The sequence below is a fragment of the Bradyrhizobium nitroreducens genome (genome assembly GCF_002776695.1).
Taxonomy (GTDB): domain Bacteria; phylum Pseudomonadota; class Alphaproteobacteria; order Rhizobiales; family Xanthobacteraceae; genus Bradyrhizobium; species Bradyrhizobium nitroreducens.
Window position 1 is genome coordinate 5,139,647 of sequence record NZ_LFJC01000003.1, and the last position, 24,617, is coordinate 5,164,263.

Here is a 24,617-nt window from a genome sequence, read left to right on the forward strand (position 1 = left end):
TCGGGGCCGCTTCTACAACGTCGCGCGCTGCTTGTCTCGCCCGACAGGCCCGTAAAGCCCGATCCCGGAAGAAACGGGAAGTCGCTGGGGCTCGGGCCTTGCCGCGGCTGCCTGGGCCCGTAGATCGGCCAGTTCGCCCCTCGCAGCCCGCGCATCGGCCTCATGCCGGCGCGCGGCGCGCCGCCAATGCCGCTGGCCGAACCAGACGGCACAGCCACCCGCCACGACGCCCAGCGCCGCCACCAGGATCAGCAGCAGGAACAGCGGCATGGTGACCGAGAACGAGGGGTCGTCCGAAATGAAGGGGTCGAAGGAGACCGTGACGAAATGCCGGTTCGCCACGGCAAAGGCGACTAGGACCAGGCCCAGCGGAATCAAGATCAGCGCGGTCAGGAACTTTCGCATCTCGCTTCGTCCGCCTTGAGTCAAGCTTCCGGCCACATCGCGCGCGACCGCGGGAAACCCTGACGCCGGCCTTAGTCGGCCGCGCCGGGATCCGGATGGTCGCGGTTCAGCCGCTCGCGCATTTCCTTGCCGGTCTTGAAGAACGGAACGCTCTTCTGATCGACAGGCACATGGGCGCCGGTGCGCGGATTCCGCCCGGCGCGTGCGGGGCGATGCTTGACCGAGAAGGCACCGAAGCCGCGCAACTCGACGCGATCACCGCGCGCGAGAGCCGCTACGATCTCTTCGAGAATCGCATTCACAATGTTCTCGACATCCCGCTGGTACAGATGCGGGTTGTGCTCGGCGATACGCTGAACAAGTTCGGATTTGATCATCGAGAGATAGGACCCGGGAGCGTGCGGATGACCATTTCCGTGAAAATACCGTGATCTGTCAAGACGCTAAATCAAGGTTGAGCGTCGTGAAAATACGTGACAAATGCCGAAAAAGCGGGCTGGCCGAGCACGCGCCAGACGAGAAAAACCTCTGGAACTCGCCCGTCTCCGGTCAGTTTGACGCAGCCGGCTGCCACAGCGCCAGCATTCCATCCATTCCGAGCCGATCGACTGCCTGCGCGACACCGGTTTGCCCAATTTGATGCGCAATCGAGCCCAAACCCAGCGCTTCCAGCGTGACGGCAGCGGCCGTCTTGAGGAACGGCAGATCGCCAAAACGCGGCTGGAGCTTGTAGTCGCGCACGGAAAGCCCCTTCTTGACGCCCTTATGCTCGACCAGCCAGGTCACTGCCGTCTTCTCGTCGCCGAGCTGATCGATCAGCTTGAGATCGATCGCCTGGCGTCCGGTGAAGACACGGCCGTCGGCAACTTTTTCGAGCTGCGTGTCATCCATGCCACGCCGATCCTTCACCAGGCCTTTGAACCAGGCGTAGGAATCCTTCACCAGCGCATCGAGGGCGGCCCGTGCTTCGGGACTGGTGGGCTCGAAACCGTTGGGCGCGGCCTTCAGCGGCGACGACTTTACCTCCTCGACCTTGACGCCGACGGTCTTCAGCAGCTCGGAGACGTTGGGATATTGGAACAGCACGCCGATCGAGCCGACCAGCGAGCTCTGCTGGGCGATGATGTGGTCGCTGGCAATCGCGGTGATGTAGCCGCCGGAGGCAGCCAGACCCTCGACCACGACGACGAGCGGCTTCTTCGCTTTCAGCCGGACGAGCGAGTCGTAGAGCTGCTCGGAGCCGGCAGTGGTGCCGCCCGGCGAGTTGATGTGGACGATGACCGCGGCGGCCTGCGAATTCTCCAGCCGCTCCAGCGCCTGCGTGCGATCGGAATCGCTGCGGATCAATCCCTCGATATGAACCCGCGCGATCGAGCCGGCGGATGCAAAAGTGCCGCGCGCACCGGGCGTCGCAATCAGCGCAAAGCCTGCAATCGCCGCGATCAAGATCAGCGCAGCCATGACGCGCCAGAACGTCAGCTTGCGACGGATCCGGCGGCGATCAACGATGATGTCCGAATCGAGCGACATCGGAATATCTCCAAATGTAAGGCAGGACGCGTTGTGCCGTCACGGCGTGACCAACGGCTTATCTGGATACATCAATTGCGGCGCAATTTGAAGAAAACAAGGCCCGTCGGGTGCAGGCTCAGACGTCGCCACACATCTCAGTCGTCATCCCCGCGAACGCGGGGATCCATAGCCACAGGCAGGCGTGTGAGGCGAGACGCCCACTCCTGGTTTTCGCCAAACTACGTCCTGTGGGTATGGGCCCCGGATCATCGCTCCGCTCCCGACAATGCTGCGCATTGTCATGAGTTTCGCCTGTCCGGGGCAACAGCGGAGTTTCGAGACGGCACACACAAAAAAGCCCCGGCTCGCGCCGGGGCTTCGATGTCAGCGAAATGCTTTCGCTTACTTGCTGTCGCGGTTCTTGAGCGCGGTGCCCAGGATGTCGCCGAGGGTCGCACCCGAATCGGAGGAGCCGTACTGCGCGATGGCTTCCTTTTCTTCGGCGACTTCAAGCGCCTTGATCGACACCTGGACCTTGCGGGCCTTCTTGTCGAACTGGATCACGCGGGCATCGACCTTCTCGCCGACGGCGAAGCGCTCGGCGCGCTGGTCGTTGCGGTCACGGGCGAGCTCGGAGCGCTTGATGAAGGTCGAGAAGTCGGTACCGGTGATCTTCACCTCGATACCGCTCTCCTTCACTTCGAGCACTTCGCAGGTCACGACCGCGCCCTTCTTGACATCGCCCGGCTCGGCGAAGGGGTCGCCTTCGAGCTGCTTGATGCCGAGCGAGATGCGCTCCTTCTCGACGTCCACATCGAGCACCACGGCCTTCACCATGTCGCCCTTCTTGTAGTTATCGATCACCTGCTCGCCCGGAAGCTTCCAGTCGAGGTCGGACAGATGGACCATGCCGTCGACGTCGCCCTCGAGGCCCAGGAACAGACCGAACTCGGTCTTGTTCTTGACTTCGCCCTCGACCACCGAACCGGTCGGGTGACCTTCGACGAAGACCTCCCAGGGGTTGCGCATGGTCTGCTTGAGGCCGAGCGAGATGCGGCGCTTGACGGAATCGACTTCCAGCACCTGCACGTCGACTTCCTGCGAGGTCGAAACGATCTTGCCGGGGTGCATGTTCTTCTTGGTCCACGACATCTCGGAGACGTGGATCAGGCCTTCGATGCCCGGCTCGAGCTCGACGAACGCACCGTAGTCGGTGATGTTGGTGACGCGGCCGGTGAAGCGGGCACCCAGCGGGTACTTGGCTTCGATGCCCTGCCACGGATCGTCCAGCAGCTGCTTCATGCCCAGCGAGATGCGGTGCGTCTCGTGGTTGATCTTGATGATCTTGACCTTCACGGTCTGGCCGATCGAGAGCACCTCGGTCGGGTGGTTGACGCGGCGCCACGCGATGTCGGTGACGTGCAGCAGACCGTCGATGCCGCCGAGGTCGACGAACGCACCGTAATCGGTGATGTTCTTGACCACGCCGTCGATGACCTGACCCTCTTCGAGGTTCTGCACCAGCTCCTGGCGCTGCTCGGCGCGGGTCTCTTCGAGAACCGTGCGGCGCGACACCACGATGTTGCCGCGGCGGCGGTCCATCTTGAGGATCTGGAACGGCTGCGAGTTGTTCATCAGCGGCGCAACGTCGCGGATCGGACGGATGTCGACCTGCGAGCGCGGCAGGAAGGCCACGGCACCGTCGAGGTCGACGGTGAAGCCGCCCTTGACCTGGTTGAAGATGACGCCGTTGACCTTCTCGTTGTTCTGGAACGCCTTCTCGAGCTTGCCCCAGCTCTCTTCGCGGCGCGCCTTGTCGCGCGACAGCACGGCTTCGCCGAGGGCGTTCTCGATGCGATCGAGGAACACTTCAACCTCGTCGCCGACTTTCAGTTCACTGTCACGGCCGGGGCCGGAAAATTCGCGCAGGGCGACGCGGCCCTCGGTCTTCAGGCCGACGTCGATGACGGCCATGTCCTTTTCAATTGCAACCACCTTGCCCTTGACGACGGAGCTTTCCTGCAGGTTGCCACCTGCGAAGGACTCGTCGAGCATCGCGGCGAAATCGTCGCGCGACGGGCTATAGGTATCAGCAGAAGTCGAAGCCATTTGTTCTCCAGTTGCGGATGTCTTGCCGGCCGTTGGGGTTTTGGGCGTATCGGCCGTGCAGTGTCGGAAGGTCCACAAAACCTTCGAGCGACCGCTCGTTGCCCCGGTCGAAAGACCGGAACAGCGGAAGCGGGCCGGCTGGGCCCGCACGTTCGATACGTGGAAATCTTTATGTCCGGAACCTGGATCGCGCCGGTCCCGAAACGGGGACCTGACGTATCGACCTCAAAGAGCGGGAGCGGGCGCTTCCTCCAATGACGTCTACGGCTTAACCCCGCGGACGGCCCGCTCGGACGGCCTCGATAATGTCGATGGCGGCCCGGACGCCGCCTTCTATATCCAGTTGGGAGTTATCTAGCAAGTAAGCATCCGGGGCGGGTTTCAAGGGGGCAATCGGCCGGTTTTTGTCACGTTCGTCGCGCTGGATGATGTCGGCGAGCACGGCCGCCTCGTCCGCCTCCTCACCCCTCGCCTTGGCCTCCATGGTCCGGCGGCGCGCCCGGACTCTTGGATCGGCGACGACGAAGATCTTCACGTCGGCATGCGGGCAGATCACGGTTCCAATGTCCCGGCCGTCCAGCACCGCCCCGGGGGGATCGGCGGCGAACTGCCGCTGGAAATTGAGCAGGACTTCGCGAACCCGAGGGATCGCGGAAACGATCGAGGCGCCCTCGCCGGCCAACTGGGTCTTCAGAGCGGGATTACCGAACTTTTCCGGATCCAGCTCCAGGGCGGCCTGCACTGCCGCTTCCTCGTCCCGGAGATCGTGACCGGACTGCATCAGGGCATAAGCCACCGCGCGGTAAATCACACCGGTATCGAGATGACGATAGCCGTAATGGTGCGCGAGACGCTTGCCGAGCGTCCCCTTGCCCGAGGCCGCGGGCCCGTCGATGGCGATGATCATGTCACTCAAACCTTGGCTGTCTGCGGTCCGCGCGCACGTCGCAATGGCCGCTCTTCGGTAAAAATATTGCGCGACGCGAACTCCGCAGGGCTCGCAAAAGTAAGATATTCGCGCATTGCGTCGGACGGAGACGACGCGGTGAACCATGGCTCGGCGAGCCGTCGGGCCGGATCGCAGACCCAGGCCGGCACCCGGCCAAGACGACGTTGTTTTGCCAGGTATTCGGCGATGGCACCGACGAGAGCGTCGAGCCGTTCGTTCTGCGTCAGCGCCGGCTCCTCCTCGATCGTCTCGTATTGGGCAACGCTCGTCGCGGCCAGATCGAATCTATCGATGAATTCAGCCAACGTCGCGTCCTGCGGCGCGCCGGCGCGAATGCGGTCGACGGCTTCAGCGAGGGTATTTGGGCGCATCCGCTCCTCCCCCGAGATCCATGTTCTTCAACAAGAAGTGTTGCTTCTCCGAGGACGCCGCACTCACCGGAAAATATCGGCCTAGCAAAGCGATGGCTTCCTCAACAGTCGAGATTCCGACGACTTTCATCAAGTTCAGAATGTCCAGCCGCTCCGTCTCTCCGCGAACGGGATCCGTGATCCGGAAAGCCTTCAATTTCAATGCCAGAAGATATGCAGCCGAGGGCACGGAAACCTCAAGCCCCGGTGACGTGCCATCACGCGGGAAAGTACCGAATTCGAGGTGATCGGCGGCGCGATCGGCCAGAGGGCTGAGATGAAATACGACCTGATCGTTGAACCAGTCGGCGTCCCATCCATTCCGCGCGGCAAGTTCGGCTGTTATCCGCTTCAGCCAATCCGGCAGCGGATGCTCGAGCTTCGAGACGTCGACATCTTCCGTCGCAAAGCGGAAATTACTGGCGAGCATGAGGGCGGAGCCGCCATAGACCGCGATCTGAAGCTTGGTTCCGGCGTCGGCCGCAGCGCGGCCGATCGAATCGAAAGCGTCCAGCAAGGCCTCGCGGTCGAAGGCTTCGCTCATGGCCGCGGCCTCATGAAAACTCGGCCCCTAGCGAACGCATCATCGGAATGAAATCCGGGAAACTGGTGGCGATGAAGGCGGTGTCGTCGACGCTCACCGGCTGGTCGGAGGCGCAGCCCATCACCAGCGCGGACATCGCGATGCGATGGTCCATGTGGGTGGCGACGGTGCCGCCGCCGGGAACGTGACCGCGGCCCTCGACGATCAGGTCGTCGCCGGAGACCTCGACCTTCACGCCGTTGACGCGCAGCATGGCGGCGGTGGCCTCCAGGCGGTCGGATTCCTTGACGCGCAGCTCGTGCAGGCCGCGCATGATGGTGGTGCCCTCGGCGAAGGACGCCGCCACTGCCAGCACCAGATATTCGTCGATCATCGAGGGCGCACGCTCCGGCGGCACCTCGACCCCGCGCAATTTCGAGGCGCGCACGCGCAAGCGCGCCATCGGTTCGCCGGCGTCGCCGCGCGCCTCGCTCTCCTCGATCGAGGCGCCCATTTCGCGCAGGGTGGTGAACAGGCCGGTGCGCAGCGGATTGGTCATGACGTCGGACAGGACGACATCCGAGCCCTCGACGATCAGCGCTGCGACCACCGGGAAGGCCGCCGAGGAGGGATCGGCCGGCACCACCACGGTGGCGCCGTGCAGCTCGGGCTGGCCTTTGAGCGTGATACGGCGGCCATGCGTGCCTTCCTGCGCGGAGGAGATGTCGGCACCAAAATGTTTCAGCATCAGCTCGGTGTGGTCGCGGCTGGCTTCGGTCTCGATCACAGTCGTGGTGCCGGGGGCGGCGAGGCCCGCCAGCAGCACCGCCGACTTGATCTGGGCCGAGGCAACCGGGGTCGTGTAGACGATCGGCAGTGGATCGCGCGCGCCCTGGAGGGTCAGGGGCAGACGGCCGCCCTCGCCACCTGAAATGACCTTCGCGCCCATCTTTTCCAGCGGATCGAGGATCCGGCGCATGGGACGGCTGCGAAGCGAGGCGTCACCGTCGAAAACCGCCGAGATCGGGCAGCCGGCGACGGCACCCATCACCAGCCGGCAGCCGGTGCCGGAGTTGCCGAAATCGAGCGGCGCCTTGGGTGGGGCGAAGCCGGCGACACCCACGCCATTGACCTTCCATGCGAAATCGCCGGTGCGCTCGACCCTGGCGCCCAAGGCCTGCATGGATTTGGCCGTATTGAGGACGTCTTCGCCCTCAAGGAGCCCCGAAATCCTGGTTTCACCGACCGCGAGCGCGCCCAGGATCAGGGCACGGTGGGAGATCGACTTGTCCCCGGGGACCCGTACTTTCCCGGTCAGGGGACCGCTGGCACGCGACTGGAGCGGCCTGGTTTGGTCGGAATGGGTCACGATTGTGTCCTTGGATTCACCCGCGAGGGGCTGGGGGGCAGGTACCACATGGTCCGGGCCCCGTCACGGGCATGTCGTTCTCCCGTAATGCGCTATTGACAGCGGGCCGCCAACTAGCCAAGTGAAGCACCGCTTTTCAGACATTCCCAGGATTCCTGCCGTGGCCAAGTCAGAACTCGGAACCAAACGTATTTGCCCGACCACGGGCAAGAAGTTCTACGACCTCAACAAGAATCCGGTGATCTCGCCCTATACCGGCGAAGTCGTGCCGATCGCGCCCGTGGCGCCAGCCCGCGTGCCCCGCGGCGCCGAAGCCCGGCACGCGGCGACGGCGGATGCCACGCCGGAGCCGGCAGAGGCCGAAGAGTTGGTCTCCCTTGAGGAGGCCGATGCCGAGGAGAACACCGGCAAGGTCAAGGCCGTCGTGCCCGAGTCCGAGGACGATATCGAGGTCGATGAGACCCTCGACGACGACGATGACGATGATTCGACCTTCATTGCCGACGAGGAAGAGGGCGATGAGGACGTGACCGACATCATTGGTGATGTCGGAGGTGATGAAGAGACTTGAGATCAGCCCAGATCTGTGAAAAAGGGTGCACCGCGCGAGTCGGAAGGCTCGCCGGTCCGGGGTGATCAACCAGGTTCACGCCGGTTAAGGACTAAGGGGCCATAGCTCAGCTGGGAGAGCGCTTGCATGGCATGCAAGAGGTCGGCGGTTCGATCCCGCCTGGCTCCACCAGCCTTCGCTCGCTTCGCGAGCTTCGGCTCGGCAAGCCAGCTCCGCTCTATCGTAGCGAAGCTAGCGAGGGCTGCCGCGGCGTAGCCCGGAGGGCGAAGCCGGGCCTCGGCAAGCGTATGCGTATCCAATAGGCTGAAAGGCGGAGACGATCCGCCATGAAGTACGTCTACATCCTCGAAAGCCTCGATTCGCTCCACTTCTATATCGGCATCACCGACGACCTTCGAGCCCGGCTTGCAAAGCACAATGCCGGCGAGGTGCCACATACCTCGAAATACGGGCCATGGCGCATCAAGACTTACATCGCCTTCAGTAACGAGAAACAGGCCGTCGCATTCGAGAAGTACCTGAAGTCAGCATCCGGCCGCGCCTTCGCCAAGAAGCGCCTCTAACCCCCTACTCCCCGATCACCGCATTCAGCCGATCCCTCAGCGCGACGATCTCGTCCTTGATCGCGACCAGCTCCGACACCGAGCAGTCCGACGCCGCCAGGATCGATTGCGGCACGGCGCGAGCCTTTTCCTTCAGGGCATGGCCCTGCGCCGTCAGCGCGATCAGCACCTGGCGCTCGTCCTCGCTGGAACGCGTGCGCTTGACGAGATGGGCCGCCTCCAGCCGCTTGAGCAGCGGCGTCAGCGTGCCCGAATCCAGGAACAGCCGCTCGCCGATGTCCTTGACCGGAACGTCGTCGCGTTCCCACAGCACCAGCATCACCAGATATTGCGGATAGGTCAGGCCGAGCCGGTCCAGAAGCGGCTTGTAGACGCGGTTGAAGGCATGCGCGGCCGAATAGACCGCAAAGCAGATCTGGTTGTCGAGCCGCAGCGGCGCGTCCGCTGCCGATGATTTTCGAGGCATGGGGAATCTCTAAAGGACCTGTCTCATTCTGGCGCCGCGCGCCGGCACATTCAATTGCGAACAATTAAATGTGAGACCAGGGAATTTCAATTGCGCACAATCTAATTGTTTGCGATATGGATCGCACCCCATCGAAACCCAAGGGAGACGACAATGTCCGTGAACGTCCTCTACAAGACCAGCGCCAAGGCCACCGGCGGCCGCGACGGCCATGCTGCAACCCTCGACGGCGCGCTCGACGTCAAGCTCACCACGCCGAAGGAGCTCGGCGGCGGTGGCGGCGCCGGCAACAATCCCGAGCAGCTGTTTGCGGCCGGCTATGCCGCCTGCTTCATCGGCGCGATGAAGTTCGTGGCCTCGCAGGGCGGCCCCAAGGTTCCCGCGGACGCCTCCGTCACCTCGACCGTCGGCATCGGCCCGCGCTCCGAAGGCGGCTTCGGCCTCGATATCGACCTCGCGGTCTCGCTGCCGGGCCTCGCCCGCGCTGAGGCCGAAGCGCTGGTCGCCAAGGCGCACCAGGTGTGCCCCTACTCCAACGCCACGCGCGGCAATGTCGACGTTCGCCTGACGGTCGTCTGATCGGAACGGCGGATTGGCTGGCCCGGGATCCCCCTCGGGCCGGCCGCTTCCGTTGATTTCCCACATCGCGGGATTGCGCGGCGGCGGCGCATGCGGCCCTACGCGGCAGACCATTGCTGGCGCAAACAAACCTCGCTAGGCCTGTGACGAAATGTCGACACAGGGGAAGCGAAGGCATGAGTTCTGAAGCCGCGGGTTCTGAAGCTGTTTTGGGTGCCATGAGCGGATTGCGCGTCATCGATCTCACGCGCGTGCTCGGCGGTCCCTACTGCACCCAGATCCTCGCCGATCACGGCGCCGACGTGATCAAGGTCGAGCCGCCTGCCGGTGACGAGGTGCGCGACTGGGGCCCTCCCTTCCACGACGAGGACGCGGCCTATTTCATCGGCATCAACCGCAACAAGCGATCGATCGGCCTCGACCTCGCCTCCGAGGGCGGGCGCATCGTGCTGCTCAAGATGCTGGAAACGGCCGACGTCCTGATCGAGAACTTCAAGCCGGGCACGCTGGAGAAATGGGGCATCGGCAACGATGTGCTCAGCCAGAAATTCCCGCGTCTCGTGCATTGCCGGATCTGCGGCTTCGGCGCCGACGGCCCGCGCGGCGGCAATCCCGGCTATGACGCCATCATCCAGGCCATGACCGGCATGATCGCGGCGACCGGCTCGCCGGAGAGCGGGCCGATGCGGATCGGCGTGCCGCTGGTCGACATCGGCACCGGCCTCTATGCGGCGATCGGCATCCTGATGGCGCTGTCGGAGCGGCAGCGTTCCGGCAAGGGCCAGTTCCTGGAGACGACGCTGTACGAGACCGGCCTTGCCATCATGCATCCGCACACCGCGAACTACTTCATGCATGGCAAGCCGCCCTCGCTCACCGGCAACGAGCATCCCAATCTCGTGCCTTATGCGATCTTCCCGACCAAGACCGACAACATCTTCATCGGCGTCGGCAATGACGGCACCTTCCGCAAGCTCGCCAAGGAGATCGGCAAGCCCGAGCTCGGCACCGACCCGCGCTTTGCCCGCAACAAGGACCGCATCGCCAACCGCGAGGCGCTGCGCGCCGAGCTCGCCGCGGTGTTCAGCCAGCACGAGGCCGAGCCGCTGTGCAATCGCCTGCTGGCCGCGGGCCTGCCCGCAGGGCCCGTGCAGAAGATCGACCAGGCGTTGACGAACCCGCACACGATCGCGCGCGGCGATATTATCGAGAAGGACTGGTACAAGGGCGTGGCGTCACCGATCCGGCTCGACCGCAGCAAGCCGAGCCTGCGCCGGCTGCCGCCGAAATTCAGCCAGCACTCGGCGGAAGTGCTGGGCGAGTTCGGCTACTCCAAGGCCGAGATCGACGCGATGGTCGAAAAGGGCACGGTCTGCGGCCCCGAGCGCAAGCGCTGAGGCAAGAAGAGAATCGAGCGCCAGGGGTAGGTGTGCTCCCTCTCCCGCAAGCAAGCGGGAGAGGGTTTCGAGCCTGTGGCCCGAACGTCGCTTATCCATGCATAATGCCGCACTGCGGCGCGGGCACGATAGTGCACCGCGAACGGGGCAGGCTGCCCGCTTCGTCTTCGCCTATTTGACGACTTCCCATTTGGCAGCGCTTGCTGCTTTCGTTTCTCCCGCTTACACAGTCATGTGAACGTCATATGGCGCTGCTAGCGCAAGCGCTTCTTTAGTGACGGGCAAGGGAGGTTTTCTTGATGGCTCTTCGACATTTTGGCACGGCCGCTGCTGTGGCACTCACGTTTGGTCTCGGCGCAGCGCCGGCGCTGGCCGCGACGGAAATCCAGTGGTGGCACGCGATGACCGGCGCCAACAACGACGTCATCGTCAAGCTCGCCAACGACTTCAACGCAGCGCAGAGCGACTACAAGGTGATCCCCACCTACAAGGGCAACTACGCCGACACGATGAACGCGGGCATCGCGGCGTTCCGCGCCGGCAACGCCCCGCACATCATGCAGGTGTTCGAGGTCGGCACCGCGACCATGATGGCCGCGACCGGCGCCGTGAAGCCTGTCTACAAGCTGATGGCCGAGACCGGCGAGAAGTTCGATCCGAAAGCCTATCTGCCCGCGATCACCGGCTATTACTCGACCTCGAAGGGCGAGATGCTGTCGTTCCCGTTCAACTCGTCGTCGACCGTCATGTGGGTCAACCTCGACGAGCTCAAGAAGGCCAATGTCGAGATCCCCAAGACCTGGCCCGACGTTTTCGCCGCGGCCAAGAAGCTCCATGACAACGGCCATGCGACCTGCGGCTTCTCCAACTCGTGGGTGACCTGGGTCAATCTCGAGCAGCTCTCGGCCTGGCACAACGTGCCGCTCTCGACCAAGGCCAACGGCCTCGACGGCTTCGACACCGTGCTCGAATTCAACGGCCCGCTGCAGGTCAAGCATCTCGAGAAGCTGGTCGAGCTGCAGAAGGACAAGACCTACGACTATGCCGGCCGTACCAACACCGGCGAAGGCCGCTTCACCTCGGGTGAATGCCCGCTCTACCTGACCTCCTCGGCGTTCTTCGGCAACGTCAAGGCGCAGGCCAAGTTCAACTTCACCGCCGTGCCGATGCCGTATTATCCGGACGTCAAGGGCGCGCCGCAGAACTCGATCATCGGCGGTGCTTCGCTCTGGGTGATGGGCGGCAAGCCGGCCGACGACTACAAGGGCGTCGCCAAGTTCCTGAGCTTCCTCTCGGACACCGATCGCCAAGTCTACATCCACAAGGCCTCGGGCTACCTGCCGATCACCAAGGCGGCGTACGAGAAGGCCAAGGCCGAGGGCTTCTACAAGGATCAGCCCTATCTCGAGACCCCGCTGCTCGAGCTGACCAACAAGGAGCCGACCGAGAATTCGCGCGGCCTGCGCCTTGGCAACATGGTTCAGCTGCGTGACGTCTGGTCGGAGGAGATCGAGCAGGCGCTGGCCGGCAAGAAGACCGCCAAGCAGGCGCTGGATGCCGCCGTCGAGCGCGGCAACACCATGCTGCGCCAGTTCGAAAAGACCGCCGTAAAATAAGGCGAAGGCGCCGGCAGGCCACGCGGCCTGCCGGTGCCGTCCATCATGCAAAAGCAAGCCATTTTCCAATCGAAGCTATTGCCTTACGCGCTGGTTGCGCCGCAGCTCGCGATCGTCCTGATTTTCTTCTATTGGCCCGCCCTGCAGGCGGTGATCCAGTCCTTCCTGCTGCAGGACGCCTTCGGTCTGTCGACGAGCTTCGTCTGGTTCGACAATTACATCGAGCTGTTCAGGGATCCCGCCTATTTCGAATCGATCCTGCGGACCTTCTTCTTCTCATTCGCCATCGCGGTCTCGTCGCTGTCCGTCGCGCTGCTGCTCGCCGTCATGGCGGACAAGCCGCTGCGCGGATCGACGCTCTATCGCACGCTTCTGATCTGGCCCTATGCGGTTGCGCCGCCGGTCGTCGGCGTGCTCTGGATCTTCATGCTGCATCCCTCGCTCGGTGTGATCTCGCGCTATTTGCGCGCTGCCGGGATCGACTGGAATCCGCTGCTCGACGGCGACCAGGCCGCCAGCCTGATCATCCTCGCCGCCGCCTGGAAGCAGATCTCCTACAATTTCCTGTTCTTCCTCGCGGGCCTGCAAGCCATCCCGAAGAGCGTGCTCGAGGCCGCCGCGATCGACGGCGCGCGTCCGATGCGCCGGTTCTGGACCGTGACCTTCCCGCTGCTCTCGCCGACCATCTTCTTCCTGCTGGTCGTCAACATCGTGTACGCCTTCTTCGACACCTTCGGCATCATCGACACCATGACCCGCGGCGGTCCCGGCAAGTCGACGGAGACGCTGGTCTACAAGGTCTATTCCGACGGCCTGCTCGGCGGCAATCTCGGCAGCTCCGCGGCGCAATCGGTGATCCTGATGATCATGGTGATCGTGCTCACGGGAATCCAGTTCCGCTTCGTCGAACGCAAGGTGACCTACTGATGGTCGAGGACGAGGGCATTCGGCGCTACGTCGCCCATTTCATTCTCTGGATCGGAATCGCGATCGTCGCGTTTCCCGTCTACATCGCGATCGTCGCCTCGACCCAGGACAACGCGCTGATCGCGAACGGGCAGATGTCGCTACTGCCCGGCGGTCATTTCTTCGAGACCTACTACCAGACCATCTTCGTCGGCACGAGCGGCTCGACCCGCGAGCCGGTCGGCAACATGATGCTGAACTCGCTGGTGATGGCGCTCTTGATCGCGGTCGGCAAGATCGCGATCTCGATCATCTCGGCCTATGCGATCGTGTATTTTCGCTTTCCGCTGCGGATGCCGATCTTCTGGATCATCTTCATCACCTTGATGCTGCCGGTCGAGGTCCGCATCTATCCGACCTACAAGATCGTCGCCGATCTGCACATGCTCGACAGCTATGCGGGCCTCGCGCTGCCGCTGATCGCCTCGGCCACCGCGACGCTGCTGTTCCGGCAATTCTTCATGACCGTGCCGGACGAGCTGCTGGAGGCCTCGCGCATCGACGGCGCAGGTCCTTTGCGCTTCTTCTGGGATACGCTGCTGCCGCTGTCGCGCACCAACATGGCGGCGCTGTTCGTGATCCTGTTCATCCTCGGCTGGAACCAGTATCTCTGGCCATTGCTCATCACCACCCGCGACGACATGCAGACCATCCAGGTCGGCATCCGCAAGATGATCACCACCACCGACGCGCTGACCGAATGGCCGATCGTGATGGCGACCGCCGTGCTGGCGATGCTGCCGCCGGTCTTCGTCGTCGTCGTGATGCAGAAATTGTTCGTGCGCGGTCTGGTCGAGACGGAAAAGTAAGAAGCGAGTTTTCATGGCTAACGTCACCCTGCGCAACGTCCGCAAGACCTATCCCGGCGGCTTCGAGGCCATCAAGGGCGTCGACGTCGATGTCGGCGACGGACAGTTTTGCGTGCTGGTCGGCCCCTCCGGCTGCGGCAAGTCCACACTGCTGCGCATGGTTGCGGGCCTCGAGACCGTCACCGGCGGCGAGATCGACATCGGCGGCCGCATCGTCAACCAGATCGAGCCCGCCGATCGCGACATCGCGATGGTGTTCCAGAACTACGCGCTCTATCCGCATATGAGCGTCTACAACAACATGGCCTACGGCCTGCGCAACCGCGGCATGGCCGAGGCCGAGATCAAGACCCGCGTCGAGGAAGCCGCACGCGTGCTCGAGCTGTCGTCGATGCTGGAGCGCAAGCCGCGCCAGCTCTCCGGCGGCCAGCGTCAGCGCGTCGCCATGGGCCGCGCCATCGTGCGCCAGCCGAAGGTGTTCCTGTTCGACGAGCCACTGTCGAACCTCGACGCGAAACTCCGCATCGCGATGCGGGTCGAGATCCGCAAATTGCAGCGCCGGCTCAACACCACGTCGATCTACGTCACCCACGACCAGCTCGAAGCCATGACGCTGGCCGACATCCTGGTCGTGATGAACGGCGGCCAGGTCGAGCAGATCGGCAATCCCCTGGCGATCTACGAGAAGCCGGCGACCACCTTCGTCGCCTCCTTCATCGGCGCTCCCCCGATGAATCTGATGTCGACGCGGCCCGAGGAGATCCGCTCGCAGCTGGCCGGCAGCAACGCGGCCGACGCCGGCATCCTCGGCATCCGCCCGGAAGACTTCGTCATCACCGACCAGACCCCGGATGGCGGCGTCGCCTTGCCGCTCACCGTGGAGGCGATCGAGCGCGTCGGCGCCGAGACCTTCGTCTATGGCTCCCGCGAGCAGGAAGAGCAACGTGTCGCCGCCACACCCGGCGAACTGCCGCCCGGCGAGATCATCGTGCGCATTCCCGGAACCGAGGCGCCCGCCATCGGCGCGAAAATCCGGGTCGCGGCTGTTCGCCAGAAGCTGCATCTGTTCAGCGGCGATGGGCGGACGCGGCTCGAGGCCTGAGGGCTTCCGAAGCCTCCCAAACCAAAATTGCGAAAACAACCCCATGCACAGTAGAAGGGGCATTGTTTTCGTTGAGGAAATTGGCGACGGAAAATCGTCGCTCCTGCGCTGGTCGACTCAGCCTGAAGGAAATCTCTGCCAAGCGTTCGGAGACATGGCTGACACCTCAGCGATGGCAAGAACGGACCGGCGCGGCCGGCGCTCCCCATCCACAGCTCCCCCCGCTACGTCCTTGAACCAACACGGGAACGTGCCCATATTGCTGATCAAGGGGTGCCACTTGCGGGCCCCGACACACCAAAGTCGCTTCTGCGAGGACTTTGTAAACTATGTCTCGTGTTCCCACGTTATCCAGTCCGTTCCTTCTGGGCTTCGACGAGATTGAGCGCGTGCTCGATCGCGTCGTCAAAGGCGCCGACGGCTACCCTCCCTACAATATCGAGAGGTGTGGCGGCGCGGACGGCCAGCCCGAGCGCTTACGCATCACGCTGGCGGTCGCCGGATTCACCCGCGACCAACTCGATGTAACCATTGAGGAAAACCAGCTCGTGATCCGCGGGCGTCAGCAGGACGACAAGACCCGGCAATACATCCATCGCGGCATCGCCGCGCGCCACTTCCAGCGCACCTTCGTGCTGGCGGAGGGGATGCTGGTGCTGGGTGCGGATCTGAAGAACGGGTTGTTGTCGATCGACCTGGCCCGGCCTGAACCGGAGAGGATCGTTAAGACAATCGCTATCAATGAGCACGAATAATGGAACGAGTAGCGGACTCGACCGCTTAGTGTTCCAGAGGAGTCGAGACCATGAGTGAAGGTCACGTTGCGTTCGAATACGAAGCCAAGGCCGTCTCGCCCGAGACGCTGGCAACCCTCGGCGAAGGCCATATCGCCTATGTGAAGCAGATCCGCTCGGAAGACGTGCCGGGCCTGTTTCCGGAAGCGCCGAAAATCGCGCCGGGCCTCAAGCTCTTCGCGCTCCACGCCGCAGACGGCACGCCGATCATGCTGACCGACAGCCGCGAAGCCGCGATCGCCAACGCCTGGAGCAACGAGCTGCAAGCCGTCAGCGTGCACTGAGCGCACGCGCGTCGCACGAAGAGAGTTTTGACGGGCATGCCTTCAGGTGAAGGCGTGCCCGTTTTAATTTTGGCGATGACGCTGCTGCATCGTCATTGCGGCCGCAGTGACTTGTCCGCCGAAGCCTTGACGAAGTCGGAAGCAATCCAGAATCCCTCCGTGGAAAGGTTCTGGATTGCTTGGTCACAAGCGCTCCTCGCAATGACGGAGTGTGAGGCTACGGCACACGCAACTCCCGTGTCCCGGACGCGCTGCAGCGTGCAACGCTGCTGCGCAGAGCCGGGATCCAGGAGGCAACACGAGCGCTATGGAGACATGGGCCCCGGCTCTGCAGCGCACCGCTGAAGAAGCGCTGCGCTGCGTCCGGGGCACGAGCGCGAAGATATGCTCCCCACTCTCATCATTTCAGCAAACCCAGTCCCTCGCGCGCGGTGTCCACGGCCCATTTGTCGGCCGGCGGCAGCGCGAGCACGCTGTTGAAATCGGCGCGCGCTTGTTTTGGATCTGACATCATCATGTAGAGCAGGCCGCGACTGGCCAGGGTGACCTGGTTGTTCGGATCGAGCCGGATCGCCTCCTTGTAGTCGGCGAGTGCGCGATCGTACTGTCCGATATCCCGAAACACGCCCGCACGATTGCGATAGGCCTCCACATTCCCGGGCTGCAATCGAAGTGCTTCGTCCAGATCTGCCAGAGCACGCTTGTCGTCGCCCTTCCTGTGCAGAGCCACGGCGCGAATGACATAGGCTCTCTCGAAGGATGGCAGGATCCTGGTGACGTCATCCAGCTCCCGGATAGTGCCGTCGACATCGTCCTTCTTCAGGAACACCATGGCCCGGCAATAGTGGCCGCCGGCACTTGCGGGCTCCAGACGGACGGCACTCTCACAGTCAGCGAGAGCCGCATCAATGTCACCCTTGGCGAGACGAATGGTGCTCCGCAACTCGTAGGGCAAGGCTGCGGCTGGATTGCGCTGCATCGCCTCGCTGTAGTCGGCGACGGCTCGCTCGGTGTCGCCCTTCGCGGCGTACACCTCTCCTCGCTTGACCAGCGCACGGTAAGCCTGCCTGGGGCTGCGTTCGATCGCATCGGTGAAGCCCGAGATCGCGAGATCGTAATCACGCCTGTTGAAATATTCCTCGGCGCGCGAGGCATAGGACGCTCCGTAACCCGGATCGAGACGAATGGCCTCGTTGTAGTCGGCCATCGCGTGGTCACGGTCCCCTTTGGCGGAATAGGCGCGGCCGCGGCAATGATAGGCCCGTCCGAAATTCGGATCGATCCGGATCGCAGCGCCGCAATCCTCGAAGGCGCGATTCCAGTCCCGCTTGAGGTACCAGGCTTCCCCGCGCAGCTCGTAAGCGGCTGCGTTGGCCGGATCGGCCGCGATGATCCCGGTCTTCTCCGCGATGACGCGGTCGTTGGCCGCCTCGTCGGCGAGGGCCACCGCCGTGGCGGCAATGGTGACGGAGCAAAGCAGACCGAAAACCCGGCCGATCGAAGCGCAAATCATGTCTCAGAATCCTGCGCTGAATCCGTACCCGTCTCGGGACGATATCGGTGTGCGACCGCGAAGTTGGTCGCGGATGGTGCGGTTCGGGTTCAAGCGAGCGGCGCGAGGCCTGCTCCCCGAGGCGCCGGAAATCGCGCCCGGCCTCGCGCTGCTTGCGCTCTACGCCACCGGCGGCACACCGATCGTGATGACCAACAGCCGCGATCAGCGTGCACGCGACATCAGCGCCCGCATGATGTCCGGCTTCCAGGTTTGACGCGCGCTATCGAAGGCAGCGAAATCATGGTCGAACTGCCAGTAGGCCCATGCCCAGCCAAGCCGATCCGCATTTCGCGCCACGAACGACAGATATCGCGTCCGGGCTTCGGCCGGAGCACGCTCGTACACGCCGAACTCGCCGAGATAGATCGGGCGCTTCTCCCTTTCGGACCAGCCGCGAATCTTCTCGAAATCGGCAAGTGCCCTCCGTTCATCCTCCGGAGTGCCCCAATCGAGCGGTCCGAGTCGCGAAAAAATTGGCGACCACGGCGCACCCTGATGGGTGAAGCGTATCGGCGCGTAATAGTGAAACGTGACGATGAGGTTTCTGTCACCTGACGGCAGGGCCAGGTCCTCGACCGGCATGTCATCGACGTTGAGGACGGCAGCAATGACCGTCCGTCCGGGGTTGCTGGTGCGGATGATGCCGAGGCACTCGTTCAGCAGGGTGTTCCAGCTGGTGGACGTCATCTGCCCACCCGGCTCGTTGAGGACCTCGAAGACAAGCGTCGGATATCTTCCGGCATATCGGCCGGCGATCTGGGTCCAGAACGCTTTCAACTTTTCGGCGCATCCGGCCACGTCGCGCTGGCAAGTGTCCGTGTCGTGCTCGTCGAGAACCGGGATGAGATTCCGGGCGAGCACTTCCTCGATCACGACATCAAGCCGCTTCAAGACCGCTTCATCCAGCCGATCCCCCGGCCCCATGAACTTGAAACCGAAGAAATTGATCCGGACATGCGAGAACCCGGCGTTCCGGATGGCCGTGAGGTTGTCCAGACGAAATGGCGCGTTCCGGCCTCCTTCCCAGATGCCGTCGTAGCCAAGAATGTTGATGCCGCGTCCCAACTCTCCTGGCGCGCGCGCGGTGCCCTGCCCGGCTGCGCCGGCCCGGGAGCAGATTGCGAGAGCGGCTATCGCCAAGGCGAAGCCCAAGCTCACCGACCAACGGGCGCAGATGGCCTTCATCGTGTTTCCACCATCATTGCTGCGGGCCTTGCTGCGGCACCGGCCTGCACACCGCGAAGAAGAATGCGACAAGAAGCACCGACGTGAACATCGTCGAGCGCAGGAACATCGTCTCTGTGAAATTCGATTGAAAGCTCAGGACCACAAATCCGATGATGAGGGCGCACTGGCGACGATCGATCGACCGGGTGGCGATCAAGTACAGGACCTTTTCCGAGAACAGATAGACGCTTGCGACGAACAGCACGTATCCCAGGAACCCGGTTTCAATCGCCACTGCGATGTAACCGCTATGGTAATTGTCGAGCACCCAACCATGGTTCTGGTTGAAATAGTCGTAAATCGAAGGGCGCGTCCAGAATCCGTTGATGCCAAAGCCCAGCAGGGGCGCATCGTTGAAATGGCCGATGGCGTACTGCCAAATGAAGGTCCGCTCCGTCAAATCGATGGTCGATTCACCGAGATGAATGGAATCGTAGCCCGTCACATAGAAGTACAGGAACAGCAGGGCGGCCAGGAGGCTCATGATGAATGGCAGCACCGCATAAGCTCTCATGCAGCGGATCGACCACATCGAAGTCACCAGCAACCCACACGCGGCAACGGCAACAGCGCCGGCACCACGCGATTCCGAGGCGACGACGCATGTCGACGCCAGGAGAAACGTCGTGAGGAATGCGATCCATCCCTGCCCCGCCATCTTCTGATAGCAGGCAAAGAACATCAGATATGCACTGATGAAGCCGAGCGTCTGCTTCGATTCGTAGATTCCCTGCCATTGGCCATTGTGCATCCAGCTCTGATCGACGCCGATCTCAGGCACGAAGACCGCACAGAGGGTCGAGGCGGCGACCAGAATGAAGAACCCCAATGCCGTCGATCCGACGATCTCGTCGATGTCGACACGCGTGATGAGGCAGTACGCACCGAAGGTCGTCACCACGAGTGCCGCGCTTTTCATGATCGCCGCGGCGGCGAGGCCGGTCCACAGGACGGAAATGGCGGCGAGGGCATAGAAGGCGACCAGCGCGATGAGATCGGGATTGGGCTGCACACGTATGCGTGGACGCACGAAAGCGCTGGCGTAGATCAGGACGAGCCACATCAGGAGCGCAACGGCCTGTTGCACATAGCTCCACTCTGCAGGAATCAGCGCGGGGTTGAGGACGCCCATCGACGCGACCACGTTGACGGTGATCGAGCTGCGGATCACCGTTCTGGCAAGCTTCTCCACGCCGGCGACTGGCGCTTTCCAGATCGCGCTTTCGTAGGCCTCGGAATCGTCGGCGGGGTGCAGGCCGGCCCTGAGCTGCCCTTCCCGGAGCACGGCCAATGTTTCCTTACCGCGCATCGCGGCCGCCTTCGCGCGGTCGACGCTCCCGGAACTTGCACCGCGAGCGGACCTCGGAGGTCGCTTCGGGCAAACGCGCGGTCCGGACCCAACGATATCGATGATTGGCCTCACGCCCCCGTCGCCGGCGGCAGCACCGAACGGATCGCCTGGGCGTCGCGCGAGGCACGGAGCTTCTGGACGATCCCCGGCTGCCGAGCATCCGCCGGCCGATGCCCGGCTCCCCGGGCCACTGTCCCGCCGCCGCGCCGATGCGCAACGGCGCCATTCCGATCCGCATCACGTCCGCTCAGTCCAAGGACCTCAAGCGATTCTTAGCGGACCTTGACGACACCCAATGTGCCGTACGTCTCAAGCGGGAGGAATTTCGGAGCGTCTGGAGCCTTTTCGGTTCTGATTGAATCAGAACCGAAGCTCTAGATTCTTGTTTTGACGCGTTTTCTTCACGCGAACCGGTGTCCACTTCGCTCGAAAACGCTCTAGTCCGGCACCGGCACGTCGAACGTGTTGAGCGTGACCGAGACCATGCAGTAGACGCCGACGAGATAGGACAGCTCGGCGGCGCCATGCTCGCCGAACTCCTTCACCGCGGCGCGCCAGGTCAATTCCGGCAGCACGCCGCCGCCGACCAGCGCGGAGGCGACGTCGTAGGCGACGGCCTCCTGCCTGGTGAGGTCGACCGGCCGCTGTCCGGCGACGATGGTCGCGAGCTTCTCGTCGGAGAGGCCGCGCTGCTCGGCAACCAGCACATGGGCATAGAGCTCGTAGCCGGAGCGGAAATGCGAGCCGGTGACGAGGATGGCGACCTCGCGCACCGGCGCCGGCAGCAGCGGGTTCGACGCGATCGCCTTGACCAGCTCCCACACCGGCTTGCCGAAGCGCGGCTCGCGGACCCAGGGATTCCAGGGTCCGAGCAACGCGCCGTCCTCGCGCATGTTCACGAAGCCCTTGAAATGGTCCTTGATGCCGGCCCGCATGTCGTCATAGAGCGGCTTTTGTTCGGCGGTCAGATCCTTGGGATCGAGAATGGGAAGGCGCACGGCGGAGATCTCCTCGTTGAGAGGGCGCGAGGCTCGCCTGCGCACCCGCACAAGGCAAGTGAAGTTGCCGTGACGGCCGTGCAATTTTGCAAATGGCGTGGAGACACGGATTGGAGCCCGTCGAGGCTTCACGCGTTCTGCGGATTGACCACGTCGTCGACGTCCAGCGCCAATGGCGCACCTGTCTCGAGGAACGACGACAGCGCCGCCTCGAACGGCGCCGGATCGAGGCCGCGCGCCTTCAGCCATGCCGGCTCATAATAGGTCTGCCGGTAGCGCTCGCCGGAATCGCAGATCAGCGTCACCAGAGATCCCGTCACATTCGCCTTGCGCATCTCCGCGGCGAGCCGACAGAGCGCCAAGAAATTGGTGCCGGTCGAACCGCCGACCACGCGGCGCAGCCGCCGCGACAGCACGTTCATCGCTGCGATCGTCGCCGCGTCCGGAATCTTCATCATGCGGTCGACCACGCCCGGCACGAAGGACGGTTCGCAGCGCGGCCGTCCGACGCCCTCGATCAGCGACGGTCGGTCGCAAACACGGGAGCGGTCCTGCGAGCGGAAGCAGTCGAAGAAAGCGGAGTGCTCGACATCGGCGACGCACAGACGCGTCGGATACTGGCGATAACGCAAATAGCGGCCGATGGTGGCCGACGTGCCGCCGGTCCCCGCGCCCATCACGACCCAATCCGGCAGCGGACGCGGCTCGCCCTGCAATTGGCTGAAGATCGATTCGGCGATGTTGTTGTTGCCGCGCCAGTCCGTGGCGCGCTCGGCGAAGGTGAACTGGTCCATGTAATGGCCGTTCAGCCGGGCGGCGAGCGCGGCCGCTTCAGCATACAGCGCACGGCCGTCGTCGATCAGGTGGCAATTGCCGCCATAATGCTCGATCGCGGCGATCTTCTCCGCCGAGGTCGTGCGCGGCATCACGGCGTAGAAGGGCACGCCGATCATCTGCGCAAAATAGGCTTCCGACACCGCGGTCGATCCCGACGATGCCTCGACGACAGGCGTGCCTTCGCGGATGTGGCCGTTGCAGAGCGCGTAAAGGAACAGCGAACGCGCCAGGCGATGCTTCAGGCTGCCGGTCGGATGTGTCGACTCGTCCTTCAGATAGATGTCGATGCCCGATAGCGCCGGCACGATCAGGCGGATCAGATGCGTGTCGGCGGTACGGCACTGGTCGGCCTCGATCGCGGCGACCGCCTCGTCAATCCAGCCGCGCCGGTAAGCCGGCCCGGCCGGATTGAGGTGGCGAAAGGGGAATGTCTGCATCGCGCGAACCTCTCATGATGCGGATCGCGCATCAAGTGCGCTCAAAACTCCAGCGGCGCGTTGTCGACGACTTCCTTCATCACGAAGAAGGTGCGGGTCTGACGCACGCCCGGCAGCGCGATGAGCTGCTCGCCATGGATGCGGTTGAAATCCTCCATGTCTCCGACCCGGATCTTGAGGAAATAGTCGAAGTCGCCGGCGACCAGGTGGCAGTCGAGCACGAATTTCAGTTTTGCGACCGCCTGCTCGAAGATCGCGAAGCTCTCCGGCGTCGAGCGGTCGAGCACGACGCCGACCATCACCAGCGTGCCCTTGGCCACCTTCTTGGGGGCGATCATGGCGCGGACGGCAGCGATGAACCCGTCCTCGAACAGGCGCTGGGTGCGGCGGTGGCAGGTGGCGGGGCTGATCGCGACCGTTTCGGCCAGCTCGGCATTGCTCAGCCGGCCGTTATTCTGCAGCAATCTCAGGATCTTAAGGTCGGTGCGGTCGAGCCGGGCGGCCATGAAAGAAGCTTTCATATATTGGCTATATCTCGGAAGAATTATTAGCAATAGTCGCATAATGCGCAAGAAGATGCGCAATATGGGCGCAATATTCGAGAGCACATTTTTCCGGGGCGATGCTAGGCAGCAGCCAGCACCAACGCCAATCGGGATGACCCATGAAGCTCGACAAATTTCCGCGCTATCCGCTGACCTTCGGCCCGACGCCCATCGAGAAGCTGGAACGGCTGTCAAAGCATCTCGGCGGCAATGTCGAGGTCTATGCCAAGCGCGAGGATTGCAATTCCGGCCTCGCCTATGGCGGCAACAAGCTGCGCAAGCTCGAATACATCATCCCCGATGCGATCGCCTCCAATGCCGACACGCTGGTCTCGATCGGCGGCGTGCAGTCCAACCACACCCGCATGATCGCGGCGGTCGCGGCCAAGATCGGCATGAAGTGCCGCCTGGTGCAGGAAGCCTGGGTGCCGCACGAGGATGCGGTCTATGACCGTGTCGGCAACATCATGCTCTCGCGCATCATGGGCGCCGACGTGCGCCTGGTCGACGACGGCTTCGACATCGGCATCCGCAAGAGCTGGGAGCAGGCGATCGAGGAAGTGAAGGCGGCGGGCGGCAAGCCCTACGCGATCCCTGCCGGTGCCTCCGTGCACAAATTCGGCGGCCTCGGTTATGTCGGCTTCGCCGAGGAAGTGCGCAAGCAGGAAGCCGAGCTCGGCTTCAAGTTCGACTACATCGTGGTCTGCACCGTCACCGGTTCGACCCATGCCGGCATGCTGGTCGGCTTCGCCGCCGATGGCCGTGCGCGAAAAGTGATCGGCATCGATGCTTCTTTCACGCCTGACCAGACCAAGGCGCAGGTGCTCGAGATCGCGAAGAACACCGCTGAGCTCGTCGAGCTCGGCAAGGACCTCGTCTCCGATGACGTCGTGCTGATCGAGGACTACGCCTATCCCGCCTATGGCGTGCCGTCGGAAGAGACCAAGGAGGCGATCCGCCTCACCGCGCGCCTCGAGGGCATGATCACCGACCCCGTCTATGAGGGCAAGTCGATGCAGGGCCTGATCGACCTCACGAAGAAAGGCTATTTCGAGAAGGGTGCGAAGATCCTCTACGCCCATCTCGGCGGCGCGCCGGCCCTGAACGGATATGCGTATGCGTTCCGGAACGGGTGAAATAGCGTAGCTCTCGCCTCGTACACCACTGTCGTCCCGGGCAAGCGTAAGCGCAGACCCGGGACCTATAACCACGGGAAGTGGTTTGGCGAAGAACGTCGTCGCGC

The 24,617-nt window shown here is 63.3% G+C and carries 27 protein-coding genes and 1 tRNA gene; 13 read left to right on the forward strand and 15 right to left on the reverse strand.

Going from position 1 to position 24,617, the window contains the following annotated elements; translation table 11 throughout:
- Window positions 1-12: 12 nt before the first annotated feature.
- The 8 genes from TSA1_RS24845 to aroA all read right to left on the reverse strand — a co-directional run bounded on the left by TSA1_RS24845 (window position 13) and on the right by aroA (window position 7,277).
- On the reverse strand, window positions 13-405 hold the full coding sequence (locus tag TSA1_RS24845; protein WP_100178631.1) for a lipopolysaccharide assembly protein LapA domain-containing protein: 393 nt from the start codon (window positions 403-405) through the stop codon (window positions 13-15).
- Between the two features lie 71 nt (window positions 406-476).
- A complete protein-coding gene (locus tag TSA1_RS24850) occupies window positions 477-782 on the reverse strand; it encodes an integration host factor subunit beta (protein WP_008539997.1) in 306 nt (101 codons plus the stop codon).
- 172 nt (window positions 783-954) lie between these two features.
- Window positions 955-1,935 carry a signal peptide peptidase SppA gene (sppA, locus tag TSA1_RS24855; protein ID WP_100178632.1) on the reverse strand — a complete coding sequence of 327 codons (981 nt, stop codon included), beginning with the start codon at window positions 1,933-1,935 and terminating at the stop codon, window positions 955-957.
- 384 nt (window positions 1,936-2,319) lie between these two features.
- Window positions 2,320-4,026 carry a 30S ribosomal protein S1 gene (gene rpsA / locus TSA1_RS24860; protein ID WP_100178633.1) on the reverse strand — a complete coding sequence of 569 codons (1,707 nt, stop codon included), beginning with the start codon at window positions 4,024-4,026 and terminating at the stop codon, window positions 2,320-2,322.
- A 268-nt stretch (window positions 4,027-4,294) separates the two neighbouring features.
- Window positions 4,295-4,933 carry a (d)CMP kinase gene (cmk, locus tag TSA1_RS24865; protein ID WP_100181317.1) on the reverse strand — a complete coding sequence of 213 codons (639 nt, stop codon included), beginning with the start codon at window positions 4,931-4,933 and terminating at the stop codon, window positions 4,295-4,297.
- Window positions 4,934-4,938: 5 nt separating this feature from the next.
- Window positions 4,939-5,346 (reverse strand): hypothetical protein, encoded by a 408-nt coding sequence (locus TSA1_RS24870; protein WP_100178634.1) that lies wholly within the window; start codon window positions 5,344-5,346, stop codon window positions 4,939-4,941.
- The gene (locus tag TSA1_RS24875; RefSeq protein WP_100178635.1) at window positions 5,324-5,929 is read right to left on the reverse strand and encodes a hypothetical protein; all 606 of its coding nucleotides are present in this window, start codon (window positions 5,927-5,929) and stop codon (window positions 5,324-5,326) included. Before TSA1_RS24875 ends, TSA1_RS24870 begins: the two co-directional genes overlap by 23 nt.
- A gap of 10 nt (window positions 5,930-5,939) precedes the next feature.
- Window positions 5,940-7,277 carry a 3-phosphoshikimate 1-carboxyvinyltransferase gene (aroA, locus tag TSA1_RS24880; protein WP_100178636.1) on the reverse strand — a complete coding sequence of 446 codons (1,338 nt, stop codon included), beginning with the start codon at window positions 7,275-7,277 and terminating at the stop codon, window positions 5,940-5,942.
- A gap of 160 nt (window positions 7,278-7,437) precedes the next feature.
- On the opposite strand from aroA, the gene TSA1_RS24885 reads away from it, so the two are divergent.
- The 3 genes from TSA1_RS24885 to TSA1_RS24895 all read left to right on the forward strand — a co-directional run bounded on the left by TSA1_RS24885 (window position 7,438) and on the right by TSA1_RS24895 (window position 8,411).
- A complete protein-coding gene (locus TSA1_RS24885) occupies window positions 7,438-7,848 on the forward strand; it encodes a TIGR02300 family protein (RefSeq protein ID WP_097663330.1) in 411 nt (136 codons plus the stop codon).
- A 95-nt stretch (window positions 7,849-7,943) separates the two neighbouring features.
- A tRNA-Ala gene (locus tag TSA1_RS24890) sits at window positions 7,944-8,019 on the forward strand.
- Window positions 8,020-8,174: 155 nt separating this feature from the next.
- Window positions 8,175-8,411: a GIY-YIG nuclease family protein gene (locus TSA1_RS24895; RefSeq protein WP_100178637.1), complete on the forward strand. Its 237-nt coding sequence runs from the start codon at window positions 8,175-8,177 to the stop codon at window positions 8,409-8,411.
- Between the two features lie 4 nt (window positions 8,412-8,415).
- On the opposite strand, the gene TSA1_RS24900 is transcribed toward TSA1_RS24895, so the two are convergent.
- Window positions 8,416-8,877 (reverse strand): MarR family winged helix-turn-helix transcriptional regulator, encoded by a 462-nt coding sequence (locus tag TSA1_RS24900; RefSeq protein WP_100178638.1) that lies wholly within the window; start codon window positions 8,875-8,877, stop codon window positions 8,416-8,418.
- 153 nt (window positions 8,878-9,030) lie between these two features.
- Here TSA1_RS24900 and TSA1_RS24905 point away from each other — a divergent pair, with 153 nt between their 5' ends.
- The 8 genes from TSA1_RS24905 (at window position 9,031) to TSA1_RS24940 (ending at window position 16,424) form a co-directional block, all read left to right on the forward strand.
- Entirely contained in the window at window positions 9,031-9,456 is a 426-nt protein-coding gene (locus TSA1_RS24905) for an organic hydroperoxide resistance protein (RefSeq protein ID WP_018645071.1), read from the forward strand.
- A gap of 176 nt (window positions 9,457-9,632) precedes the next feature.
- On the forward strand, window positions 9,633-10,853 hold the full coding sequence (locus TSA1_RS24910) for a CaiB/BaiF CoA transferase family protein (RefSeq protein ID WP_100178639.1): 1,221 nt from the start codon (window positions 9,633-9,635) through the stop codon (window positions 10,851-10,853).
- A gap of 299 nt (window positions 10,854-11,152) precedes the next feature.
- Window positions 11,153-12,469 (forward strand): sn-glycerol-3-phosphate ABC transporter substrate-binding protein UgpB, encoded by a 1,317-nt coding sequence (ugpB, locus tag TSA1_RS24915; protein WP_100178640.1) that lies wholly within the window; start codon window positions 11,153-11,155, stop codon window positions 12,467-12,469.
- Between the two features lie 45 nt (window positions 12,470-12,514).
- Window positions 12,515-13,396: a sn-glycerol-3-phosphate ABC transporter permease UgpA gene (ugpA, locus tag TSA1_RS24920; RefSeq protein WP_100178641.1), complete on the forward strand. Its 882-nt coding sequence runs from the start codon at window positions 12,515-12,517 to the stop codon at window positions 13,394-13,396.
- Entirely contained in the window at window positions 13,396-14,244 is an 849-nt protein-coding gene (gene ugpE / locus TSA1_RS24925) for a sn-glycerol-3-phosphate ABC transporter permease UgpE (protein ID WP_100178642.1), read from the forward strand. The genes ugpA and ugpE overlap by 1 nt, the downstream gene beginning before the upstream one ends.
- 13 nt (window positions 14,245-14,257) lie before the next feature.
- On the forward strand, window positions 14,258-15,346 hold the full coding sequence (locus TSA1_RS24930) for a sn-glycerol-3-phosphate import ATP-binding protein UgpC (RefSeq protein WP_100178643.1): 1,089 nt from the start codon (window positions 14,258-14,260) through the stop codon (window positions 15,344-15,346).
- A gap of 329 nt (window positions 15,347-15,675) precedes the next feature.
- Window positions 15,676-16,101 carry an Hsp20 family protein gene (locus TSA1_RS24935; RefSeq protein ID WP_028139463.1) on the forward strand — a complete coding sequence of 142 codons (426 nt, stop codon included), beginning with the start codon at window positions 15,676-15,678 and terminating at the stop codon, window positions 16,099-16,101.
- Between the two features lie 50 nt (window positions 16,102-16,151).
- On the forward strand, window positions 16,152-16,424 hold the full coding sequence (locus TSA1_RS24940) for a BQ00720 family protein (RefSeq protein WP_100178644.1): 273 nt from the start codon (window positions 16,152-16,154) through the stop codon (window positions 16,422-16,424).
- A gap of 400 nt (window positions 16,425-16,824) precedes the next feature.
- Here TSA1_RS24940 and TSA1_RS24945 read toward each other — a convergent pair whose 3' ends face one another.
- Complete coding sequence (locus tag TSA1_RS24945) at window positions 16,825-17,937, reverse strand: tetratricopeptide repeat protein (RefSeq protein ID WP_100178645.1); 1,113 nt, start codon at window positions 17,935-17,937, stop codon at window positions 16,825-16,827.
- A gap of 73 nt (window positions 17,938-18,010) precedes the next feature.
- Here TSA1_RS24945 and TSA1_RS24950 point away from each other — a divergent pair, with 73 nt between their 5' ends.
- Complete coding sequence (locus TSA1_RS24950; RefSeq protein ID WP_100178646.1) at window positions 18,011-18,193, forward strand: DUF1150 family protein; 183 nt, start codon at window positions 18,011-18,013, stop codon at window positions 18,191-18,193.
- Here the strand turns inward: TSA1_RS24950 and TSA1_RS24955 are convergent.
- From TSA1_RS24955 to TSA1_RS24975, 5 genes are all read right to left on the reverse strand, one after another.
- Entirely contained in the window at window positions 18,142-19,164 is a 1,023-nt protein-coding gene (locus tag TSA1_RS24955) for a glycoside hydrolase family 5 protein (RefSeq protein ID WP_100178647.1), read from the reverse strand. The two genes, TSA1_RS24950 and TSA1_RS24955, sit on opposite strands and share 52 nt — an antisense overlap.
- A gap of 13 nt (window positions 19,165-19,177) precedes the next feature.
- Entirely contained in the window at window positions 19,178-20,515 is a 1,338-nt protein-coding gene (locus tag TSA1_RS24960; RefSeq protein WP_245448406.1) for an O-antigen ligase family protein, read from the reverse strand.
- Between the two features lie 479 nt (window positions 20,516-20,994).
- Complete coding sequence (locus TSA1_RS24965; RefSeq protein ID WP_100181319.1) at window positions 20,995-21,555, reverse strand: carboxymuconolactone decarboxylase family protein; 561 nt, start codon at window positions 21,553-21,555, stop codon at window positions 20,995-20,997.
- A 128-nt stretch (window positions 21,556-21,683) separates the two neighbouring features.
- On the reverse strand, window positions 21,684-22,829 hold the full coding sequence (locus TSA1_RS24970; protein ID WP_100178648.1) for a PLP-dependent cysteine synthase family protein: 1,146 nt from the start codon (window positions 22,827-22,829) through the stop codon (window positions 21,684-21,686).
- A gap of 41 nt (window positions 22,830-22,870) precedes the next feature.
- The gene (locus TSA1_RS24975; protein ID WP_100178649.1) at window positions 22,871-23,335 is read right to left on the reverse strand and encodes an Lrp/AsnC family transcriptional regulator; all 465 of its coding nucleotides are present in this window, start codon (window positions 23,333-23,335) and stop codon (window positions 22,871-22,873) included.
- Window positions 23,336-23,493: 158 nt separating this feature from the next.
- On the opposite strand from TSA1_RS24975, the gene TSA1_RS24980 reads away from it, so the two are divergent.
- Complete coding sequence (locus TSA1_RS24980) at window positions 23,494-24,510, forward strand: 1-aminocyclopropane-1-carboxylate deaminase (protein ID WP_100178650.1); 1,017 nt, start codon at window positions 23,494-23,496, stop codon at window positions 24,508-24,510.
- Window positions 24,511-24,617: the final 107 nt, after the last annotated feature.

Excerpts from the sequence above, each read along its gene's own strand:
- TSA1_RS24845 (WP_100178631.1), bottom strand. The coding sequence starts at position 405 with ATGCGAAAGTTCCTGACCGCGCTGATCTTGATTCCGCTGGGCCTGGTC.
- TSA1_RS24850 (WP_008539997.1), bottom strand. The coding sequence starts at position 782 with ATGATCAAATCCGAACTTGTTCAGCGTATCGCCGAGCACAACCCGCAT.
- sppA (WP_100178632.1), bottom strand. The coding sequence starts at position 1,935 with ATGTCGCTCGATTCGGACATCATCGTTGATCGCCGCCGGATCCGTCGC.
- rpsA (WP_100178633.1), bottom strand. The coding sequence starts at position 4,026 with ATGGCTTCGACTTCTGCTGATACCTATAGCCCGTCGCGCGACGATTTC.
- cmk (WP_100181317.1), bottom strand. The coding sequence starts at position 4,933 with ATGATCATCGCCATCGACGGGCCCGCGGCCTCGGGCAAGGGGACGCTC.
- TSA1_RS24870 (WP_100178634.1), bottom strand. The coding sequence starts at position 5,346 with ATGCGCCCAAATACCCTCGCTGAAGCCGTCGACCGCATTCGCGCCGGC.
- TSA1_RS24875 (WP_100178635.1), bottom strand. The coding sequence starts at position 5,929 with ATGAGCGAAGCCTTCGACCGCGAGGCCTTGCTGGACGCTTTCGATTCG.
- TSA1_RS24895 (WP_100178637.1), top strand. The coding sequence starts at position 8,175 with ATGAAGTACGTCTACATCCTCGAAAGCCTCGATTCGCTCCACTTCTAT.
- TSA1_RS24900 (WP_100178638.1), bottom strand. The coding sequence starts at position 8,877 with ATGCCTCGAAAATCATCGGCAGCGGACGCGCCGCTGCGGCTCGACAAC.
- TSA1_RS24905 (WP_018645071.1), top strand. The coding sequence starts at position 9,031 with ATGTCCGTGAACGTCCTCTACAAGACCAGCGCCAAGGCCACCGGCGGC.
- TSA1_RS24910 (WP_100178639.1), top strand. The coding sequence starts at position 9,633 with ATGAGTTCTGAAGCCGCGGGTTCTGAAGCTGTTTTGGGTGCCATGAGC.
- ugpB (WP_100178640.1), top strand. The coding sequence starts at position 11,153 with ATGGCTCTTCGACATTTTGGCACGGCCGCTGCTGTGGCACTCACGTTT.
- ugpA (WP_100178641.1), top strand. The coding sequence starts at position 12,515 with ATGCAAAAGCAAGCCATTTTCCAATCGAAGCTATTGCCTTACGCGCTG.
- ugpE (WP_100178642.1), top strand. The coding sequence starts at position 13,396 with ATGGTCGAGGACGAGGGCATTCGGCGCTACGTCGCCCATTTCATTCTC.
- TSA1_RS24930 (WP_100178643.1), top strand. The coding sequence starts at position 14,258 with ATGGCTAACGTCACCCTGCGCAACGTCCGCAAGACCTATCCCGGCGGC.
- TSA1_RS24935 (WP_028139463.1), top strand. The coding sequence starts at position 15,676 with ATGTCTCGTGTTCCCACGTTATCCAGTCCGTTCCTTCTGGGCTTCGAC.
- TSA1_RS24940 (WP_100178644.1), top strand. The coding sequence starts at position 16,152 with ATGAGTGAAGGTCACGTTGCGTTCGAATACGAAGCCAAGGCCGTCTCG.
- TSA1_RS24945 (WP_100178645.1), bottom strand. The coding sequence starts at position 17,937 with ATGATTTGCGCTTCGATCGGCCGGGTTTTCGGTCTGCTTTGCTCCGTC.
- TSA1_RS24950 (WP_100178646.1), top strand. The coding sequence starts at position 18,011 with ATGGTGCGGTTCGGGTTCAAGCGAGCGGCGCGAGGCCTGCTCCCCGAG.
- TSA1_RS24955 (WP_100178647.1), bottom strand. The coding sequence starts at position 19,164 with ATGAAGGCCATCTGCGCCCGTTGGTCGGTGAGCTTGGGCTTCGCCTTG.
- TSA1_RS24960 (WP_245448406.1), bottom strand. The coding sequence starts at position 20,515 with ATGCGCGGTAAGGAAACATTGGCCGTGCTCCGGGAAGGGCAGCTCAGG.
- TSA1_RS24970 (WP_100178648.1), bottom strand. The coding sequence starts at position 22,829 with ATGCAGACATTCCCCTTTCGCCACCTCAATCCGGCCGGGCCGGCTTAC.
- TSA1_RS24975 (WP_100178649.1), bottom strand. The coding sequence starts at position 23,335 with ATGGCCGCCCGGCTCGACCGCACCGACCTTAAGATCCTGAGATTGCTG.
- TSA1_RS24980 (WP_100178650.1), top strand. The coding sequence starts at position 23,494 with ATGAAGCTCGACAAATTTCCGCGCTATCCGCTGACCTTCGGCCCGACG.